Source organism: Acetobacterium sp. MES1 (genome assembly GCF_002237635.1).
Classification (GTDB): Bacteria; Bacillota; Clostridia; order Eubacteriales; family Eubacteriaceae; genus Acetobacterium; species Acetobacterium wieringae.
The window spans coordinates 133968-152292 of record NZ_MJUY01000036.1; the positions used below are offsets into that span (position 1 = coordinate 133968).

Sequence of the window (18325 nt, forward strand, 5' to 3'; positions counted from 1 at the left end):
CCCTTCAATTTGTTAATCTTTCCATATTATCTTGCAAAATCCATAAAAAAATGCTACATTTAGCTGAGGCTATAATTATAATGAAGATGCTTAACTTGGAGTCGTTTAACCACTAAGCATCTTTTTTAATAAAAGGAGATTGAAATGATAATATATAAACAAAAGGATTTTTTAACCTATATGCCCGATGTGCAGGAGTGCAATAAAAGTATCTCTGATTTAAATGACCAGTGGGATAATATTAAACTGCTATCTGAAATCAACTGTCCGATCCAATCAAAAAGTGTTCTTCCCAATATGACAAAAATTCAAAATGGCTTTATTGATTTGCAGGAAGAGCTGATTGACACCCTCGTTTCTGAAAAACTAAAAAAAATGGAGCAGAAGATTATTTCGAAAACCCAGGTGGCCATCGATATTCTCATCCGCAACCTGTTCGAAAGAACCGCAGATATTGGTTTTCTGGCCACTGATGACGATATTCGCCGCTTTGTCGAAAACCAGGATCGCACTGACAGTGACCGCAACTTGATTTTGAGACGGATGCGGGACTATGTTGCGAAATACTCCGTTTATGAAGATATTATCGTCCTCGATAATAACTACCGGGTATTGGCAAACCTTGATGAGCAAAATGAAATCCTGGGAAAACAGATCAAAGGACCCAATCTGATCAAGACAATGGATGGGGAACAAAATTTCGTCGAGTATTTTAAGAATTCGAAACTCCAATATGGTGATAAAAATTCTCATATTTTTTCCAGTCGAATCTGCCGGGAAGGGACTTCCCAGGCGATCGGTCTGATCTGTTTGTGTTTCCGCTTCGAAAATGAGATGGCTCAAATCTTTGAAAAATTAACCAACGATTACGACGGCTCGGTGATGACCATCATCGACGACACCAACATGGTCATCGCCAGCAGTGATGAAAACCATGTCCCCACCGGTACCATTGTTGAACCCGTCGAATCTGGTGTTAATGGTGTTGTCTACTATCGGGGCTCTGATTACATTGCCAAAACCATTGCCACTCAAGGTTACCAGAAATACTATGGTCTGGGCTGGAAAGGTCATGTGATGCTACCTCTCCATCTGGCTTTCCGAGATAATCGAAATCTGAAAAGCATTGATACATCGGTGACCACCGGTTTGATGCATCAGGCCGACTCATTTTCGTCAGAACTTAATGAAATTATCAATAAAACCCAAACCATTAACGGGTCACTCAAACGCATCGTCTATAACGGTCAGATCATTGCCAGAGATGATAGTATCGATGCCGAGTATTCACGCCTAAAACCAATTTTAAGAGCCATTGGACGGATCGGCACTAACACCAGCAGTCTTTTTCAAAGCTCCGTTTCCAATCTGTTTTCAACGGTTGTCTCGACCAGCCTCGTCGATACCAGCTTTTTAGCCTCATTATCGGTGGATATCATGGATCGGAACCTTTATGAACGCGCTAATGATTGCCGCTGGTGGGCATTGGATTCGACGATTCGGCGTATTCTTGCGAAAGACGTGCGAACAACTTCCGAAGAAAAACAGTTAACTGAGATTCTTGTCTATATCAATGATCTTTACACCGTTTACAGCAATTTATTTATTTTTGATAAAACTGGAACCATCATTGCCGTTTCAAATCCCAATCGTAGTGAAGATATTGGCAAAACGCTCACAGACCCCTATATCAGTGAAGTTCTGGCTAACTCCAAACAGGAAAAGTATTTTGTTTCGCCTTTTGAGCAAACAGCATTGTATGATCATCGTCACACCTATATTTACGGGGCATCCATCACCGATTTTAATAATCCTAACCGCACTGTTGGTGGTATCGGCATCGTCTTTGACAGTGAAGATCAGTTTCGGACCATTTTAGAAGAGTCCCTCCATTCTGATAATAATTCATTTGCTGTCTTTGCTGATCGCAAAAAAATGATTCTATCAACAACTAACGAAGCTTATCACGTTGGTGATATACTGGATTTGCCCGATGAACTGTTCACTGTCGCCAATGGCAAAACCCGATCCGAAATTCTTGTTTACGAAAACAGTTATTATTCCATAGGCTGTGCCTGTTCTTCCTGTTATCGTGAATACAAAAATTCAGACGGGTACCATAATGATGTCATTGCTTTTGTTTTTGAAAAAATGGCAGACTATGCTGAGATCACCATTAATAGATCAAATGATAAAGAAATCGAGCAATCTGACTTTGCTTTCTCAATGAACAATGAACATAAGAAACTGGCCACCTTTGTTATTAATGGCCAGGTTTATGGTTTAGAGCAGTCATATGTTGTTGAAGCACTCGAAGCCAGCAAAACCATTTCAGTTCCGGGTACCAATGCTGTAATTCGGGGGGCTGTAGAATTTAATGATCACTATTATGCAGTAGTCGATGCCCTGGCCTTATTTGACAAAGATGACCCCAGCCTGAACACCTCCCATCTGCTATTATTACAATTATCCGATGATGAAATGATCGCCATTCAAGTTGAGAAACTGGTGAGCGTCCTGGAAATTAATTTAAATGATATCCAACCCGTAGAAATTTCATCAGCGATAACAGGCATAATCTGCCTAAGCGATGGTTCCGACCGAACCATTCTGGAAATGGATCCGCAGATTATCCTTGAAAAACTGGTTGAAAACCAGGTTGATGAAGATCTGGAAGCAGCGCTTCCCCTACTGGAATCGATGGAAACAAATTAAAACTTTACAATCATACAAATCAAAATATATCTACTATAAAAAAGCCCGGGTGCCGCAATAGCCTTTAATATCGGCATTCTGCACTCGGGTAATTAATTTGAGTCGTGTTTACTTAGCATCAATATCAATCAGTATCGCACCGTCTTCGACCTTCACCGGATAACTGCGATCATTCTCCATTTTAAATTCCAAAAATAAAATCTTCGGTTTTCCCAAACCCTTGCCAGTTTTTGCGTCATATTTTGCACCATGTCTTGGACAGGTAATAATACCATCCCTCAAGGTGCCTTTGTACAAAGATCCTCCCATGTGGGGGCATTTATTTGATATGGCATAATAATCCCCATCCACCTTTGTCAGCAAAATTTTTTCGTTATCCAATTCAATCAGTTTCTTTTCAATTTGCGCAAACTCCTGTATTTCAGCAACTTTCTTAAACCCCATTTTTCCCTCCTGTGTGCATAATTTTAGTTGTTTTACCCCAAATATATAATCCCAAACAAGACACGTTCACTCATTGATTGACAAATATATTGATTTTCCCTATAATGAAACTGAGTATTAATAAATCCAACCAGTATTGTCACGTTTTAAAATTTTAAGAAGAGGTGATATTATGTCAGCAAAAAAAGTATTTACAACCGAGCAGGCAAAAGAAATTGGCAGAATGCTAGGAATCAGTTGGAGTAAATTTGACATTGAGCAGTTTCGAATGGGCATGGATGTTGAGCTCGAGCATGGCACCGATAACTCCCGCACAAACGTAACTGGCGATGATCCTTTCGTCACCGGAAAAATTGCCCTGGCTCACCTGAATGAATTTCCCGATTATTATACCCGTCTGGAAAAAATGGAAAAAGAGGCCGAGGCTTTTTGGGAAGGCAAATAACTATTAATGATGACCCTAAGAGAATTCTTTGACAAAAGGATTCTCTTTTTTTCTATACGTTACTTTACGCCATCTAAAATCGTGACGATTTGTGAAAAAATATCTTGGATTCCGCCATCGCCCTTGATTTTATGAAGAATTCCTTTGTTTCTATAAAATTCCAAAATTGGCTCAGTTGTTTGATTATAAATAGCCAATCGGTCTAGAATGATTTCTTCCTGATCATCCGCTCGGTGTATTAAAGGGGTTCCACAAACATCACATTCTCCCGTTACCTTTGGCGGGTTATATTTGATATGATAACTTTCACCACATTTTGGGCAAACCCGTCGTCCCATAATTCGTTCAACAATGATCTCTTTTGGCACATCAATCAAAAAAACGAAATTAATCTGTTCGTTCTTTGCCTTCATGATCTGATCCAGAGCCTCAGCTTGCTTTTTGTCACGGGGAAAGCCATCGAGCAAAAAACCCTTCTGGCAGTCATCATTTTTTAAGCGTTCATCGACAAGACCAATCGTGAGTCGATCTGGAACCAACTGACCTTTTTCCGTATAAGTGCTTATTTCTTTGCCTTCTGTTGTGCCTTCTTTAATTTTTCTACGAAAGATATCCCCGGTCGAAATATGGGGAATGCCATAGTGTTCACAAATCAATTTTGCCTGAGTTCCCTTCCCCCCTCCGGGGGTTCCTAATAAAATTATTCTCACAAAAAATCCTCCACAATTAAAATGTGTTACTTGGCATAGTCTACAACAGTAATATTCAGGGCTTGACGATCTGCCAAACAGATGTCAAAGGGTTTTATTTCATAATCGCCATTCTTAAAAATTCGTATATTCGGGCGCATACAAAAGCTCTCAAAATTATCTGTGACGATACCCGACAATCCATTGCTTAATTTAACGGTTGTTCCAACCGGATAAGGGGCGATTTTTCTAACAAACACCCGCACCAGCTCCGGGTCAAAGAGATTTCCGGTCCCACCCATAATATATTCAATTGCTTCTGAGGGCAATAACCCTTTTCGGTATGGCCGATCTGAAGTCAGGGCATCGTAAACATCGGCAATGGAGATAATCCGCCCATATAACGAGATCTTGTCACCTTTTGCATTGTTCGGGTATCCTCCGCCCGAGAACTTCTCGTGATGATCCAGAATTCCAGCCTGTGCTCCCACACTGCCAACATATTCACTGGCCAGATATTCAAACCCTAAAAATGAATGCTTTTTCATTTCAGAAAACTCAATATCCGTCAAGGGACCTTGCTTATGAAGAATGTCTTTTGGTACAAAGACCTTTCCTATATCATGAAGTAATGCTCCAAATCCAAGGTTGCATAAATCTGTTTTATCAAGGCCCATGGCTGTTCCAAGACCTATGGATAATACCGCAACATTCACTGAATGAAAATAAGTATAGTCATCGAAAACTTTCAGATCAACCATATTTAACATCATTTCCTTGTTCCTAAGGATCACATCCACTATTGTTTCAACTTGATCTTCCATCTCAGTGAACTGTTCTTTTTGAACCGGCTGGTTATTCTCTTTACAAATAAAAATCTCTTTGATCCCGTTAACGGTCTTCGTTCTCAAACTGCTGTCAATCGTCTTCACAATTGGAATGCTCTGGATCTGTTCCTCTTCAATAAAGAGACCATTACACTTAAACTTATGAATTTTATGAATTAATTCTATATTTAAAACTGTTTTTCTCGGAAGTACCAGTTCACCCCGATCCCCAAACAGGTCCGACGCAACAACCATTCCTTCTCGTAAACAAAATATTGGCACGAATCTCATAATTGTCCTTCCACAGTAACCTCTTGCAACCCATGCTTCTTTGAATGGGCTGTTAATAATTTATTATTATAAAGTAAGCTTTATCTGAAATAAAGTTTGTTTCTTTAGATACGATGATATCTGTTTACCTTATTTTTGTCAATAGTATTTTGAAAACGATTATTGACTTTTAGTTCTACTAAAAAGAAAAACGCCATTCTAATCGGTTTGATTACAATGGCGTTTTACGGTCGCATTCATTTTTCTGTTTCTTATTTTAAGTTCGTGAAGAAGTTGCCAATTTCCTGGAAAAAGTTCTGCACCTGCTGGAAGAAGCCCTGGGTTTGCTGGCCTGCCTCCATCAACTTAATAAATGTATCCGGATCCATATTCAGTTCATTGAACTTATTTACCAAAACTAAGATTTCCTCAACTTGCTGGTCATCCAAAACAGTATCATATTTTTCTGCCGTCTCAACGATCAGTTCTCGAATCTGATCATCATTCATCGTTTTGGTCTGGGCAATTTCTCCTTTTAAACTATTGATAATATTAACCGCATCATCTCCGATGGCATCCTGAAGTTCTCCAACTACCACAACTTCTTCAACAGCCGTTGTTTTGGCCGCTTCATCAAGGCTATCACCGGTTGCTGCTTCATAGGCTTTATAGATGCCAGTCAACGCACCCGTTCCGGATACCGGCGTATAGGCTGCAACAATCACCTTGGCATTCTTGATTCCCGCCGTTCCCAAGGCCGATTTATACATCTCGTCAGTGACCCAATCAATATTGTGGGTTTCCAGGTCGATTCCGCCAGAGCTTTTTTCCTGGACATAAACACTGGATAAGGCCAAAGACCCAATTTTATCAAGCGATACAACACCTTCCAGATATTCCCGTTCATCCGCATTGGTTACCACCGTTTCCTCGACATCGCCCCGTTTAATATCAAAATAACCATAAACCGTTTTGAGTTGGGCTTCAGTATTGTCTGCACCAATCGCCACACAGGCACTTTTCGAGTCCGCCAACACCGGACTAACCATTGCCAGCGATAGCACAATCGCTAAAACGCCTGATAATATTTTCTTTTTCATTCTTCACCTCGCATAATCACTGTCGCTTAAATTAATATTTTACAGCCAAGTTATCATAACAAAAATTCCTATTTTTTTACTTAATTATAACCAACAACGGATCAGACCAAAATCGTCATCCAAAGAAAAAAGTCGACTGCATAAGCAATCGACTTTTTGTTTTTAAATTGGTGCGAGAAAAGGGATTTGAACCCTCACTGCATTGCTGCAACAGATCCCTCAAACCTGCGTGTCTGCCAGTTCCACCATCCTCGCATAATAACAGGTGTTTTGACCCTGTTTTTTTATTATAACGGAATGGCTTAATAATTTCAACTATTTTTTTTACTTATCGACATTTTTTTGAATTTTTCATTATGGCAAGATTATCTCACTAATAACTTTCTTCGACTAAAATAAACATTGATTGTGATTAAAAGATCATTCATGCTGCCATTATTTTCGATAATTGTATCAGCCAGAGCGATTTTTTCTTCATCTGACATCTGCATCTCAATTCGTCTGATTGCCTGCTCCCTGGTCAGATTATCTCTCTCCATGATCCGCTCAATGCGAATCTCTTTGTCTGCAACCACCAAAATCGTCTCATCGACCGTATTTTGCAGATTTGTTTCGAAAAGCAGGGGACAATCATAGAAAACTGTCGGAATTCCTGATTTTCGATAAAAGCTGATTTGCTGATCATAGAGTTTTTTTACTTCCGGATGAATCATCGCATTGAGTTTTATCCTGGCATGGTCATTATTAGCAATAATCTCTCCCAGCATACTACGATTTAATTCCCCATTTTCATCAATGACCGTCTCTCCAAAAGCCATTATAATTTTCTTTAGGCCAGGACTTTCCGGCTCAACTGCCTGGCGAGCTAATTGATCCGCATCAATGACAATGTAGTTAAAGCGTTTTTTTAAAATATCTGTGACCGTGGACTTGCCTGAAGCAATTCCACCTGTTATTCCAATGATTCTCATTACTACACCTGCTATTTCACATCATACCAGGACAACCCGGTGTTTACATCCACCGTTAACGGCACACTTAATTGAGCCGCCCCTTCCATTTCTTCTTTAATCAGTACCTCCACCTGGGCGCATTCATTTTTAGGGGTATCAATGATCAACTCATCATGCACTTGCAGGATCAGCTGTGCTTTTAGATTCTCCGCATTTAGGCGTTTATAGACTTTAATCATGGCAAGCTTGATAATATCCGCTGCACTCCCCTGAATTGGGGTATTTAGGGCCATCCTTTCACCCGCTTGAACCAGCATGGCATTTCTGGAGTTCATTTCCGGAATGTAACGTCTTCTTCCCCAAATGGTGGTCACATAACCTTCTTCTTTAGCCTGTTGTTTGACATTATCCATATAAGCCTGAACTTTGGGATAACGGGAAAAATAACGGTTGATATAATCTTGCGCCTCATTTCGGGAGATTCCCAGATCTTTCCCCAAACTAAAAGCCTGTTTGCCATAGATCAGTCCAAAATTAATGGCTTTGGCCTGGCCACGCTGGGTTCGGGTAACGGCATCCAGTGAAATCCCAAAAATTTCAGAGGCGGTGCGAGTGTGTATATCCTGTTCTTTTCTAAACGCATCGATCAAGTTTTCATCCCCTGAAAGGTGGGCTAAAACCCGGAGCTCAATCTGCGAATAGTCGGCATCCACCAAAATACGATCACTCGTCGAAGGTACAAAAACCCGCCTGATCGCTCGTCCCATTTCTGTTTTTACCGGAATATTCTGCAGATTAGGGTTCGAACTGCTAAGCCTTCCAGTTGCCGCCACGGTCTGGTTAAAGGTTGAATAAATCTTCTGGGTTTTGGGTTCTACAAAAGCCATCAACCCCCGGCCATAGGTCGAATCCAATTTTGACAGCATCCGATACTCAATAATTTTTTCAATGATGGGATGAAAATGAATCAGTTGCTCCAATACTTCGATATTGGTTGAATAACCAGTTTTGGTCTTTTTCACTATCGGCAGTTTTAGCTGTTCAAAAAGCACCTCTCCCAATTGTTTGGGAGAGTTAATGTTAAAACTTTCCGTTTCGGCCAGTTCGTAGATATCACTGGTGAGACTGGTAAGCTTGCTCTCAAACTCACCTGAAAGCACTTCAAGTTGGCTTAAGTCAATTTTAAATCCCAGTTCCTCCATCGATACCATCACTTCCAATAAAGGCATTTCGATGGTCTTAAATAAGGTCATCATTTCCGTTGTTTCAAGTTCTCTTTCCAGAACAGCTTTTAAATCTTTGATGGTTTCACAGTTTTTGATCATATAGTCAGCTAGTAGCTGTTCGTCCAAGTCTTCTGCCTTGATCATTTTTTTGCCTTTCCCAAACATTTCCTCATCATCCAGAATCATTCGATTGAGATACTGATAGGCGGCAGATTTTAAGTCATAGCGCTGATCACCAGGACTCAATAGATAGGTGGCAATATAGGTATCAAAGGCTTCGTTAACTTCACAAATGCCGTTTTTATGAAAAATATGAATCAGGTTCTTTAAATCCTGGCTAACCAGTGCGATTGTTTTCATATTGGGCAAATTTTTGAGCTTATCAAAAAATTTCAAGTTTACAACCGCCGCGGAATTAAGGTAGTAATAGCTCGTTTCAATTCCAAGGGCAAAATAAATCTGGGTATCCTCTTGATGATAATATATGATCACTTCTGCGGCGTTTGCCATTTTATTAAACAATTCATCCATTTCAGCAGCCGTTTTTATCCAACGAAAGTCAAGGCATTTTTCGATGGTTTCCACTGTATCGGTTGCATCTATTTTTGATAATAATGTATTAAATTCCAATTCCTTGAGCAATGCAATGCTTTCAGGATTAAAAATATCGTGAAAGCTCAGTTCTTCAAAGTCACCCTGCCAGGGAACGTCCCGTTTTATGGTTCCCAACATCCGACTCATAAAAGCATCATCTTTTCCAGCGATGATTTTTTCCTTTTGCTTACCTTTTTGATCGTCAATGTGATCATAGATCGCTTCCAGATTTCCATATTGCTGAATCAATTTGATCGCTGTTTTTTCGCCAATTCCCGCAATTCCGGGTATATTGTCCGATTTATCACCCATCAGCGCTTTTAAATCAATCAGATCCGGGGGTGTCAAACCATACTGATTTTGTACCCAGGCTTCATCAACTTCTTCCAATTGAGATATTCCTTTTTTAGTATACAAGACCTTAATTTGCGGCCCCACTAACTGAAAAGCATCCCGATCGCCGGTGATGATTTCTGTTTTGATCCCTTTTTCAGCTCCGATGGTAGCCAATGTGCCAATAATATCGTCAGCTTCATAACCCTCCAGCTCAACAATGGCAATGTTCATTTTTCTTAGTAGCTCTTTTAAAATTGAAAACTGTTCCGCCAGAAGCTCTGGCATATTGAGACGTCCGCCCTTATAGTCGTCATAAGCCAGATGTCTGAAGGTTGGCCCCTTAAGGTCGAAGGCAATCCCTAAATAATCCGGTTTATATTCATCTTGAATTTTAACTAATATATTAACAAAACCATAAATGGCATTTGTCGGCACGCCCTTGGAATTTGACATTTCCCGGATAGCGTAAAAGGTTCGGTAAAAAAGACTGTTCCCATCGATTAAGATACTTTTCATTTGATCTCGCTTTCTCTTTCTTTACTCTCAATAATACAAATATAGTTATTATACCAAAAGTATTGACGATTGAACATTGAATAAATTGAAAAGCTTCACTTGACAATTATTATTGTCAGAGTTATACTGTTTTTGACAATAATAGTTGTCATCATGACATTTATTATTGTCAAAACAATTATGGGCTCTGGAGGTGCCATTGTGGGATTGAAGAATCGCTTGAAGGAATATCGTGCGCGCGATAATCTGAACCAGTCAGATTTGGGAAAAATGGTCGGCACATCCCGACAAACAATCAGTCTGATTGAACGGGGTGACTATTCCCCATCTGTTATTTTGGCTCTAAGAATCGCTAAAGTATTTGGAACAACCGTTGAAGAACTATTTTTATATGAAGAGGAGTAAACAATGAAAATACAAAAACAGACACTAAAATTTTTAATCGCCATCATCGTCTCATCACTGATTGGCGGATTATTGGGTTGGTTCATTATTCATTTTGAAACCGCAATCTTCCACGGTTTATTAAACTTTCAAAATTTGATCTTGCATAACAATTTATACATTCAATTCTTTATCTTTGGATTATGCGCATTGCTGATACTAATTATCTTCTTCTCAGTAAAACATAAATTAAATCGTCTCGATCCTAATGATGATGCCCTTTTTGATCAGATTGATCATCAGCTTGGTGTTTTACTTCCGCTAATTTCGGCAACCATGATCAGTGGATTTTGTCTCTTCGGAATCACCGTTACTAATGCCCTGAATGAACCTGTACTTATTGGTCTGATTCTATTTTTACTCAATACATCGTTTGCTTTAATCATGATGGTTCTTACGATAAAATTGACAAAAGTTTTGTATCCCGAGAAAAAAGGCAACCCACTCGATTTTAACTTTGACAAAGAATGGATCAAAAGTTGTGATGAAGCTGAAAAATTTGTGATTTACAAGGCGTCCTATCGTTGCTACCAACTCATGAATTTTGTTTACTGCGGTGTTATGACATTGTGTCTGCTCATTTCCATTGCAGTTAATATTGGCATCTTTCCTTATTTACTGATTGGGTTTTTATGGATTACTCAAACTCTGGTTTATGCTAGATCTGCCAACCGATTTCAGCATGGACAGCTGGACAATGTCCAATAATTTCACTAAAGTAATATAATTTTTATAGGAGTTGCCAACAATGAAGAAAATTTTAGCCAAAGCCCAGTGTGAAGGATGGACCTATCTTGAACAAGGTCTTGTTTGCGGAAATCGAATGGAGTTTATCAAAAACGAAAAACGAATTGGTATCACCCTTAATCCGGCTACTTATCAATTGACAAATATGTCACCGTCGCAAATGCAAGTTGTAATGAAGGCTGATGCCTTATATTCAGGAAATGATCCCATTGTAGCCAAAATCCGAAACCTATCCTTTGAAGATCAAACCAATCTAACTGGGGTCGCCCGAGAAATATTTTTACTGATTTGTGAAGAAGAATAACACACCAAAAACCGCATTTCTATTTTACATCTTTTATCTAAAAAGTACCGTTTTGAAACGATCATCAAAACGGTACTTTTAGTTTATCGACAATTTTTAGTTATTTTATTGAGTTCTACGATCTATTCTTTAAAAGCTCATAATAAAAGGGATTTTAATGATTAATCACCTTATTCAGTTCGCCCTGAATCTCATTCATCAAATAATCAGTATAGGGGATTTCCGTAAAGAGACGTCCTTCCTGATAGGGTTTAAGGGCGGTTTCACCGCTTTCGGTTTGCTGGCCGTTGAGCAGTTCACCGACGCCCACATTTCTGAAGGCATCATGAGTTTCCCCAATGGCTTTTAAAATCTTGCCCGGACAGGCGGATCCCAGATCGGTTGAGAGAATATCCGCGATGGCCTGAGCCATTTTCAGATTACTCAGTTCCAGGGGATTGTCCACAGCTTCTTTTACTTTTAGTAACCGTCCTTCGGTATTGACAAAGGTGCCACTCACTTCCGGGAAGGCCAGGGCTGGCAGCACCACGTCAGCTTTCTGAGCGGCATCTGTCAGATGAGTATCCTGCACCATTAAAAAGTCATAGCCACTTAAGTCAGCATTGGGATCTTCACCAAAAAGCAGCAGCGCTTTGGCATCGGCCAGAACTTCCGGGGTATTGGTCACCCCTAGGGCAGTGAGTCCCCGGCTGTTGTTCTTAACAGCCACTCTGAAGATACCGCTGCGTCTGCCGTCTGTTTTGCCCAATAGCGCCAGTATATCGCCGACCAAAGCGGATGCTTCTTCCGTGATATACTTATCACCCAGTACCACCACCAGGTTTTTGGCATTGACCAGACCTTCGCCGATAATCTGGGCTTCGTCACCGATATCAAAGTCTTCCAGGGATGCTTTTAACTGCTCCAGATTGTTGAGATTAGTGTTGATGGTTCCGTTTTCCAGCACATACTTGGTAATTTCTCCCAAAAACTCCAGATCCTCGCATTCGGTGATAAACTCATCGGCGATGTGATCATAACCGCTTTCCAGATGGTTGATGACAAAAATACTGGCGCCGTTTTTTGATGCCTGGGTGAGCTTATACTTGACAATCGGGTTGTTGACCGGCAGCATACCCAGGACCAGAATGGTATCGGCGGTCACAATGGCGTTCATATCCCGGATCTGATAATCACTCTTGAGAACGTCTTTCGCACCATCATGACGGTTGCTGAAACTGAAGGTTTCCGCCCGGAGCACTGCCGCCAGCCGGGTGAAAGTATGGATTTCTTCGTTGGTATATTTGGGTGAAATCCCCATCTTCACAGCATTAGCACCATAGCGGGCGGCAATACTCTGGGATTTTTTGGCAATGGCAACCAGGGCATCATACCAGGTGGCTTCGATAAGCTCGCCTTGTTTGTTGCGAATCAGCGGGGTGGTGATGCGATCGCCCCACTGCACCAGGTTGGTGCCGAAGCGGCCCCGACCGCACATGACCCCCTGGTTGATCTCCTGATGGTTTTTCCGGGGAATCGCTTTAATAATGGTATCACCCTTGGATTCAATAATAATCTGGCAACCGGCAGAGCAGTAACCGCATGTGGATTCGGTTTTATCGGTATCCAGCGGGATCTGTTTAATGCCAGTGAGACCTTCTCTTAAGGCGCCGGTGGGACAGACCGAGATACACAGGCCGCAGCTGACACAGCCGGTGTCTTTTAATGGTTGGCGCAGGGCTGGTTCGACAATGGTTTCAAAGCCCCGATCAACCAGACCCAGAGCCTGGACGCCGACGATTTCATCGCAGACCCGGACGCAGAGACCACAGGTGATGCACTTGCTGTTATCCCGGATGACAAAGGGGTGGTCATCCTGAATTTTTGCTTCCGGATTCTTTCCTTTGAAGCGGTCGGGTTTGACCGCATATTCGTTGGCATAGGCCACCAGCTTACACTCAAAATAATCCTGGCAGCCGCACTCGAGGCACCGTTTGGCTTCTTCCACGGCCTGGAGCGGGGTATAGCCTTCGACGACTTCGAGGAAGTTGTCGTTGCGTTCTTCCGGTGCCAGATGAGTCATTGCCGGCCGTTTGTTTTTCTTGATGCTTTCGAGGTAATCCTGATCGACGACTTCCCGGGTAACATAATAGGGTTCATGGTAGGCAATGGTTTCACCGTTTAAGTAGCCTTCAATAAAGGGCACGGCTTTTTTGGCATCGCCAACGGCTTTGATGACAATGGAAGCGCCGCTGTTGATGCAGTCACCACCGGCAAAAACGCCCTCCAGATTTGTGCGGAAGGTCTGTTCATCGGCCAGCACGGTATTCCATTTGGTCAGCGTCAGGCCATTTTCGCCGCCAATCCCATCCGGGTTGATGCCCTGGCCAATGGCCAGAATCAGGGTATCAATGTCGAGAATCTCTTCTTCGCCGGGAATCGGGATCGGGCTGCGGCGGCCGCTGGCATCGGGCTCGCCAAGGGCCATTTTCTGAAGCCGGATTTTAACAATCTGGCCGTCATCGCCTTTGATGACTTCAATGGGGTTGGTCAGATTTTTAAAGATCACCCCTTCTTCTTCGGCTTCGATGATCTCGATTGCTTCGGCCGGCATTTCGGCTTTGGTGCGGCGGTAGATATTATAGACTTCCTTGGCGCCTAAACGGATGGCAGTCCGGCAGGCATCCATGGCGGTGTTGCCGCCGCCGACAATGGCGACTTTTTCACCGAGAACGATGGGTTCGTTATTGGCCACCTGCCGCAGCAGTTCAATTCCGCCGATGACACCGGTAGCGTCGATACCTTCGCATCTTAGTCCGGAACTGGTCCAGGCACCTAATGCGACGTAGACGGCGTCATGGCTGTTGCGGATGGTGTCAAAGGGGATATCGGTACCGACCCGGGTGTTGTTTTTAAAGACCACCCCCATGTCTTCAATCAGTCCCACTTCTTCGTCAACCACACCTTTGGGCAGTCGGTATTCAGGAATCCCGTAACGCAGCATCCCACCCATTTTGGGCATGGCGTCATAAATGGTCACGGCATGACCGGACTGGATCAGGTAATAGGCAGCGGTGAGTCCGCCGGGGCCGCCGCCGATAATCCCGATGGATTTTCCAGTGTCTTTGGCAATTTCCGGTACAAACATCGCATGGGTCATATCAAAGTCAGAGGCAAAACGTTTGAGCCAGGCAATCGAGATGGGCTCATCGACTTCCCCCCGGCGACAGGCGGTTTCACAGGGGTGGGGGCAGACCCGGCCAATGGCTCCGGGCAAGGGTAATTGTTCTTTGATCAGTTTTAAAGCTTCGGAAAATTCGCCGTTGGCAATTAGGCCGACGTAACCCTGACAGTCGGTGGTTCCGGGACAGGCTCGTTTGCAGGGGGCGACACAGTCGCCGATGTGTTTGGATAATAGCAGTTCCAGATTGGTTTTGCGGGATTCAATAACCCGGGGAGTCCGGGTGTTGACCACCATGTTGTCGCTGATTTCGGTGGCACAGGCTTTCAGGATTTTGGGAATCCCCTGCACCTCCACCACACAGAGTCCGCAGGATCCGTAGATGTCCAGACGTTCGTCATAGCACAGGGTGGGAATCTCGATTGCGTTTTCCCGGGCGACTTCCAAAATGGTTTGACCGGAAGTCCCGGTGACTTCTCTTCCATCGATGTTCAGTTTAAATTTTTTCATTCTCCCACTCCTTTCTAGTCGATGTTGACGGAATCAAATTTACAGACCGTATAACATTTGCCGCACTTGATACAAAGTTCCTGATTAATCTCATGGACTTTTTTCTTTTCGCCGGTAATGGCGTCTACCGGACAGTTCTTCTTACAGGCACCGCAGCCCACACATTTTTCAGGATCAATGGTGTAGGTCAGAAGCGGCTTGCAGCTTTTGGCGGTACATTTATGATGGTAAATATGATCCTCATATTCGTTCCGGAAATATTTGATGGTGGTCAGTACCGGGTTGGGAGCGGTCTGACCGAGGCCGCACAGGGAACCGTCTTTGATCTTGTAACAGAGTTCTTCAAGCAGTTCGATGTCGCCGTCTCTTCCTTCACCTGCAGTAATCCGGTTGAGGATTTCCAGCATCCGCGTGGTACCCACCCGACAGTAGGTACATTTGCCGCAGGATTCTTTACAGGTAAAATCGAGGAAGAATCGGGCCATGTCCACCATACAGGTGGTTTCGTCCATGACCACCATCCCGCCGGAGCCCATGATGGCACCAGTTTTGGTGATTTCAGCGTAGTCGATCTGGGTATCGAGTAAACTGGCGGGGATACATCCGCCGGAGGGCCCCCCCATTTGCACGGCTTTAAAGGCTTTATCCTGTTTAATTCCACCACCGATATCAAAAATAACATCTCTTAATGTCAATCCCATGGGGATCTCCACCAGACCGCCTTTTCTGACCTTGCCGGTCAGGGCGAAAACTTTGGTGCCTTTGCTCTCTCTGGTGCCCAGAGCGGCATAGGCGTCGCCGCCGTTACGGAAGATCCAGGGCACATTGGCAAAAGTTTCGACGTTGTTGATGTTGGTGGGTTTGTTCCAGTAGCCTTTCTGGGCCGGAAAGGGTGGTTTTAAACGGGGCATGCCCCGTTCCCCTTCCAGTGAGGCGATCAGGGCGGTTTCTTCGCCGCAGACAAAGGCGCCAGCGCCAGCTTTGATCCGCAGGTCGAAGTCGAACCCGGTGTCGAAGATATTTAAGCCGAGATAGCCTTTTTCCCGGGCCTGGTCGATGGCCTTCTGCAAACGGACAATGGCCAGGGGATATTCGGCCCGGACGTAAACAACGCCTTCGCTGGCACCGATGGCTTTGGCCCCGATTAACATCCCTTCAATCAAAGCATGGGGATCGCTTTCAAGCACGGACCGATCCATAAAGGCGCCGGGGTCGCCTTCATCGGCGTTACAGACCATATATTTGGTGGTTCCGGGGGATTTCCGGGCGGCGTCCCATTTGAACCAGGTGGGGAAACCGGCCCCGCCCCGGCCCTTTAAACCGGCAATCTTGACGGTTTCGATGATGGCTTCCGGGGTCAGCTCGGTCAGACATTTCCGGGCGGCCAGGTAGCCGTCAACGGCCAGATAGTCGTCAATCCGTTCGGGATCGATGATCCCGGAGTTGCGCAGCACAATCCGTTTCTGTTTGCCAATCATGGTCAGGTCATCCTGAGAGATCTGTAAATCCGTCAGTTCTTTTTGGGCAACCACGTAGTCGTCAATAATCCGCCGGGCATCGTCGGTGGTGACGTTGACAAAGGTCACCTTGTTGCCAGCATCGTCAACCACGTCAACAATGGGTTCCAGGTAACAGGTGCCGATACATCCGGTTTGTTCAACGGACAGCTCCAGACCCTTTTCGGCGATGATGGTTTCAAATGCGCTCTGTACCTTGTGGGCGCCGGCGGCAATGCCGCAGCTGCCTGATCCGATAATAATTTTCATGCCGTCACCTCCTGGATGCTGGTCTCTGAATCAGTCCCTTCATTACTGGCTTTTTCTTTTAACTCGGCCAGAATATGAGTGGCCTTTTCTTTGGTCAGCTGACCATAGGTATCGTCGTTGATCATCATTACAGGAGATAAACTGCAACACCCCAGACAGGCCACGTTGTTCAGGGTAAACAGACCATCGGCGGTGGTTTCGCCTTCCTTAATCTTGAGATAGTCCATCACCGCTTCTTCCACCAGTTTGGAGCCGTTGACATGACAGGCAGTCCCCTGACACAGCATGATCAGGTATTTCCCGACCGGCTCGAAACGGAACTGGGTGTAAAAGGTGGCCACCCCGTAAACCTTGGCAATACTTATGTGGGTTTCGGCTGCGATATGACGCATCAGCTCCACCGATAAAAAACCATAAAGTTCCTGAGCTTTTTGTAGGATCGAAATCAGACTTCCGGGAATATCAGCATAACGATCCAACACTGGGTTTAGTTCAGTGAAGGGATTTGTTTTTTCCCCGTGACAGCCGCATCCACAATTATGCTCATGTTCGTTTATTTCATGACTCATATAATAAACTCCTTTCAAATTCGGCTAATGAATTATTTCAGTAATTGATAGTCTTCATAATTATACACTTTTTGACACATAAAAAATTGTATATTTTTTCATAATTTAAGTAAAATAACAAAAAAACAAAAGAACCAGAACGGTTACGAACCGCTGAAATTAATTCCAGCGGTTCGATAGCATGTTTTGTTCATAATTATTTTGATTTTTATTAATGGGATAATATTTTCCCGCCACGTTGTAAACCGGTATCCCCAGATCGGACAAACTCTAAAATTCCATAGGGCTCAACCATTTCAAAGAAGCCTTCGATTTTATAGCGGGTGCCGGTAATTTCAATAACCAAACTTTCTCTGGCAACATCGACGATATTAGCCCGGAACATATTGGCAATTTCAACAATTTGAGATCGGGTCGTGTCATCAGCCTTCACCTTAATAAAAACCAACTCTCTGATAATGGCTTCATCTGGTTTTAGCTCAATAACGGTAATTACATCAATGAGTTTGTTTAATTGCTTTTTAATTTGGGTTAAAATTTGATCATCTCCGGTCACCGTAATGGTAATCCGGGAAAGTTCAGCATTTTCGGTGGTTCCGACTGTTAGACTGTCAATATTATAACCACGTCTCGCAAAGAGACCTGAAATGCGGCTTAAGACACCAAAATTATTTTCTACCAATAATGATAAACAGGTTTTTTTCTCCATT

General features: G+C 43.3%; 15 protein-coding genes and 1 tRNA gene. 5 read left to right on the forward strand and 11 right to left on the reverse strand.

Features of this window, described 5'->3' with window-relative positions:
• Positions 1-144 precede the first annotated feature (144 nt).
• On the forward strand, positions 145-2715 hold the full coding sequence (locus tag BI182_RS11265; protein WP_228883428.1) for a chemotaxis protein CheW: 2571 nt from the start codon (positions 145-147) through the stop codon (positions 2713-2715).
• A 108-nt stretch (positions 2716-2823) separates the two neighbouring features.
• Here the strand turns inward: BI182_RS11265 and BI182_RS11270 are convergent, their stop codons facing one another.
• On the reverse strand, positions 2824-3159 hold the full coding sequence (locus BI182_RS11270; RefSeq protein WP_070369417.1) for a Rieske (2Fe-2S) protein: 336 nt from the start codon (positions 3157-3159) through the stop codon (positions 2824-2826).
• Positions 3160-3331: 172 nt separating this feature from the next.
• Here BI182_RS11270 and BI182_RS11275 point away from each other — a divergent pair, with 172 nt between their 5' ends.
• On the forward strand, positions 3332-3604 hold the full coding sequence (locus BI182_RS11275) for a DUF5661 family protein (protein ID WP_026394762.1): 273 nt from the start codon (positions 3332-3334) through the stop codon (positions 3602-3604).
• A 59-nt stretch (positions 3605-3663) separates the two neighbouring features.
• Here the strand turns inward: BI182_RS11275 and BI182_RS11280 are convergent, their stop codons facing one another.
• From BI182_RS11280 to polA, 6 genes are all read right to left on the reverse strand, one after another.
• On the reverse strand, positions 3664-4314 hold the full coding sequence (locus tag BI182_RS11280; protein WP_070369416.1) for an adenylate kinase: 651 nt from the start codon (positions 4312-4314) through the stop codon (positions 3664-3666).
• 26 nt (positions 4315-4340) lie between these two features.
• Complete coding sequence (locus BI182_RS11285) at positions 4341-5375, reverse strand: HD-GYP domain-containing protein (RefSeq protein WP_228883423.1); 1035 nt, start codon at positions 5373-5375, stop codon at positions 4341-4343.
• Positions 5376-5662: 287 nt separating this feature from the next.
• Positions 5663-6490: a DUF1002 domain-containing protein gene (locus BI182_RS11290; protein WP_070369414.1), complete on the reverse strand. Its 828-nt coding sequence runs from the start codon at positions 6488-6490 to the stop codon at positions 5663-5665.
• Between the two features lie 168 nt (positions 6491-6658).
• Positions 6659-6745, reverse strand: a tRNA-Leu gene (locus BI182_RS11295).
• Between the two features lie 110 nt (positions 6746-6855).
• On the reverse strand, positions 6856-7461 hold the full coding sequence (gene coaE / locus BI182_RS11300) for a dephospho-CoA kinase (RefSeq protein WP_250932783.1): 606 nt from the start codon (positions 7459-7461) through the stop codon (positions 6856-6858).
• A gap of 11 nt (positions 7462-7472) precedes the next feature.
• Positions 7473-10115 (reverse strand): DNA polymerase I, encoded by a 2643-nt coding sequence (gene polA / locus BI182_RS11305; RefSeq protein WP_286808051.1) that lies wholly within the window; start codon positions 10113-10115, stop codon positions 7473-7475.
• Positions 10116-10316: 201 nt separating this feature from the next.
• On the opposite strand from polA, the gene BI182_RS11310 reads away from it, so the two are divergent.
• From BI182_RS11310 to BI182_RS11320, 3 genes are read left to right on the forward strand one after another with little or no spacing between them, the layout of a single operon-like run.
• Positions 10317-10520 carry a helix-turn-helix transcriptional regulator gene (locus tag BI182_RS11310; protein WP_070369411.1) on the forward strand — a complete coding sequence of 68 codons (204 nt, stop codon included), beginning with the start codon at positions 10317-10319 and terminating at the stop codon, positions 10518-10520.
• A 3-nt stretch (positions 10521-10523) separates the two neighbouring features.
• The gene (locus BI182_RS11315) at positions 10524-11267 is read left to right on the forward strand and encodes a DUF3169 family protein (protein ID WP_286808057.1); all 744 of its coding nucleotides are present in this window, start codon (positions 10524-10526) and stop codon (positions 11265-11267) included.
• Positions 11268-11307: 40 nt separating this feature from the next.
• The gene (locus BI182_RS11320; protein ID WP_148636456.1) at positions 11308-11610 is read left to right on the forward strand and encodes a hypothetical protein; all 303 of its coding nucleotides are present in this window, start codon (positions 11308-11310) and stop codon (positions 11608-11610) included.
• A gap of 154 nt (positions 11611-11764) precedes the next feature.
• On the opposite strand, the gene BI182_RS11325 is transcribed toward BI182_RS11320, so the two are convergent.
• The 4 genes from BI182_RS11325 to ilvN form a co-directional block, all read right to left on the reverse strand.
• On the reverse strand, positions 11765-15280 hold the full coding sequence (locus tag BI182_RS11325; protein ID WP_286808060.1) for a molybdopterin-dependent oxidoreductase: 3516 nt from the start codon (positions 15278-15280) through the stop codon (positions 11765-11767).
• A 14-nt stretch (positions 15281-15294) separates the two neighbouring features.
• Positions 15295-17046, reverse strand: coding sequence for an NADH-quinone oxidoreductase subunit NuoF (locus tag BI182_RS11330; protein WP_286808068.1), 1752 nt, complete (start codon positions 17044-17046; stop codon positions 15295-15297).
• Positions 17043-17615, reverse strand: coding sequence for an NADH-quinone oxidoreductase subunit NuoE (gene nuoE / locus BI182_RS11335; protein ID WP_070371224.1), 573 nt, complete (start codon positions 17613-17615; stop codon positions 17043-17045). The genes BI182_RS11330 and nuoE overlap by 4 nt, the downstream gene beginning before the upstream one ends.
• Positions 17616-17826: 211 nt before the next feature.
• Positions 17827-18324: an acetolactate synthase small subunit gene (gene ilvN, locus BI182_RS11340; protein WP_070371223.1), complete on the reverse strand. Its 498-nt coding sequence runs from the start codon at positions 18322-18324 to the stop codon at positions 17827-17829.
• Position 18325: the final 1 nt, after the last annotated feature.

Coding starts and splice junctions, on each gene's coding strand:
- BI182_RS11325 (WP_286808060.1), bottom strand. CDS start 15,280: ATGAAAAAATTTAAACTGAACATCGATGGAAGAGAAGTCACCGGGACT.
- nuoE (WP_070371224.1), bottom strand. CDS start 17,615: ATGAGTCATGAAATAAACGAACATGAGCATAATTGTGGATGCGGCTGT.
- BI182_RS11320 (WP_148636456.1), top strand. CDS start 11,308: ATGAAGAAAATTTTAGCCAAAGCCCAGTGTGAAGGATGGACCTATCTT.
- BI182_RS11265 (WP_228883428.1), top strand. CDS start 145: ATGATAATATATAAACAAAAGGATTTTTTAACCTATATGCCCGATGTG.
- BI182_RS11315 (WP_286808057.1), top strand. CDS start 10,524: ATGAAAATACAAAAACAGACACTAAAATTTTTAATCGCCATCATCGTC.
- BI182_RS11290 (WP_070369414.1), bottom strand. CDS start 6,490: ATGAAAAAGAAAATATTATCAGGCGTTTTAGCGATTGTGCTATCGCTG.
- polA (WP_286808051.1), bottom strand. CDS start 10,115: ATGAAAAGTATCTTAATCGATGGGAACAGTCTTTTTTACCGAACCTTT.
- ilvN (WP_070371223.1), bottom strand. CDS start 18,324: ATGGAGAAAAAAACCTGTTTATCATTATTGGTAGAAAATAATTTTGGT.
- BI182_RS11275 (WP_026394762.1), top strand. CDS start 3,332: ATGTCAGCAAAAAAAGTATTTACAACCGAGCAGGCAAAAGAAATTGGC.
- BI182_RS11270 (WP_070369417.1), bottom strand. CDS start 3,159: ATGGGGTTTAAGAAAGTTGCTGAAATACAGGAGTTTGCGCAAATTGAA.
- BI182_RS11285 (WP_228883423.1), bottom strand. CDS start 5,375: ATGGTTGTTGCGTCGGACCTGTTTGGGGATCGGGGTGAACTGGTACTT.
- BI182_RS11330 (WP_286808068.1), bottom strand. CDS start 17,046: ATGAAAATTATTATCGGATCAGGCAGCTGCGGCATTGCCGCCGGCGCC.
- coaE (WP_250932783.1), bottom strand. CDS start 7,461: ATGAGAATCATTGGAATAACAGGTGGAATTGCTTCAGGCAAGTCCACG.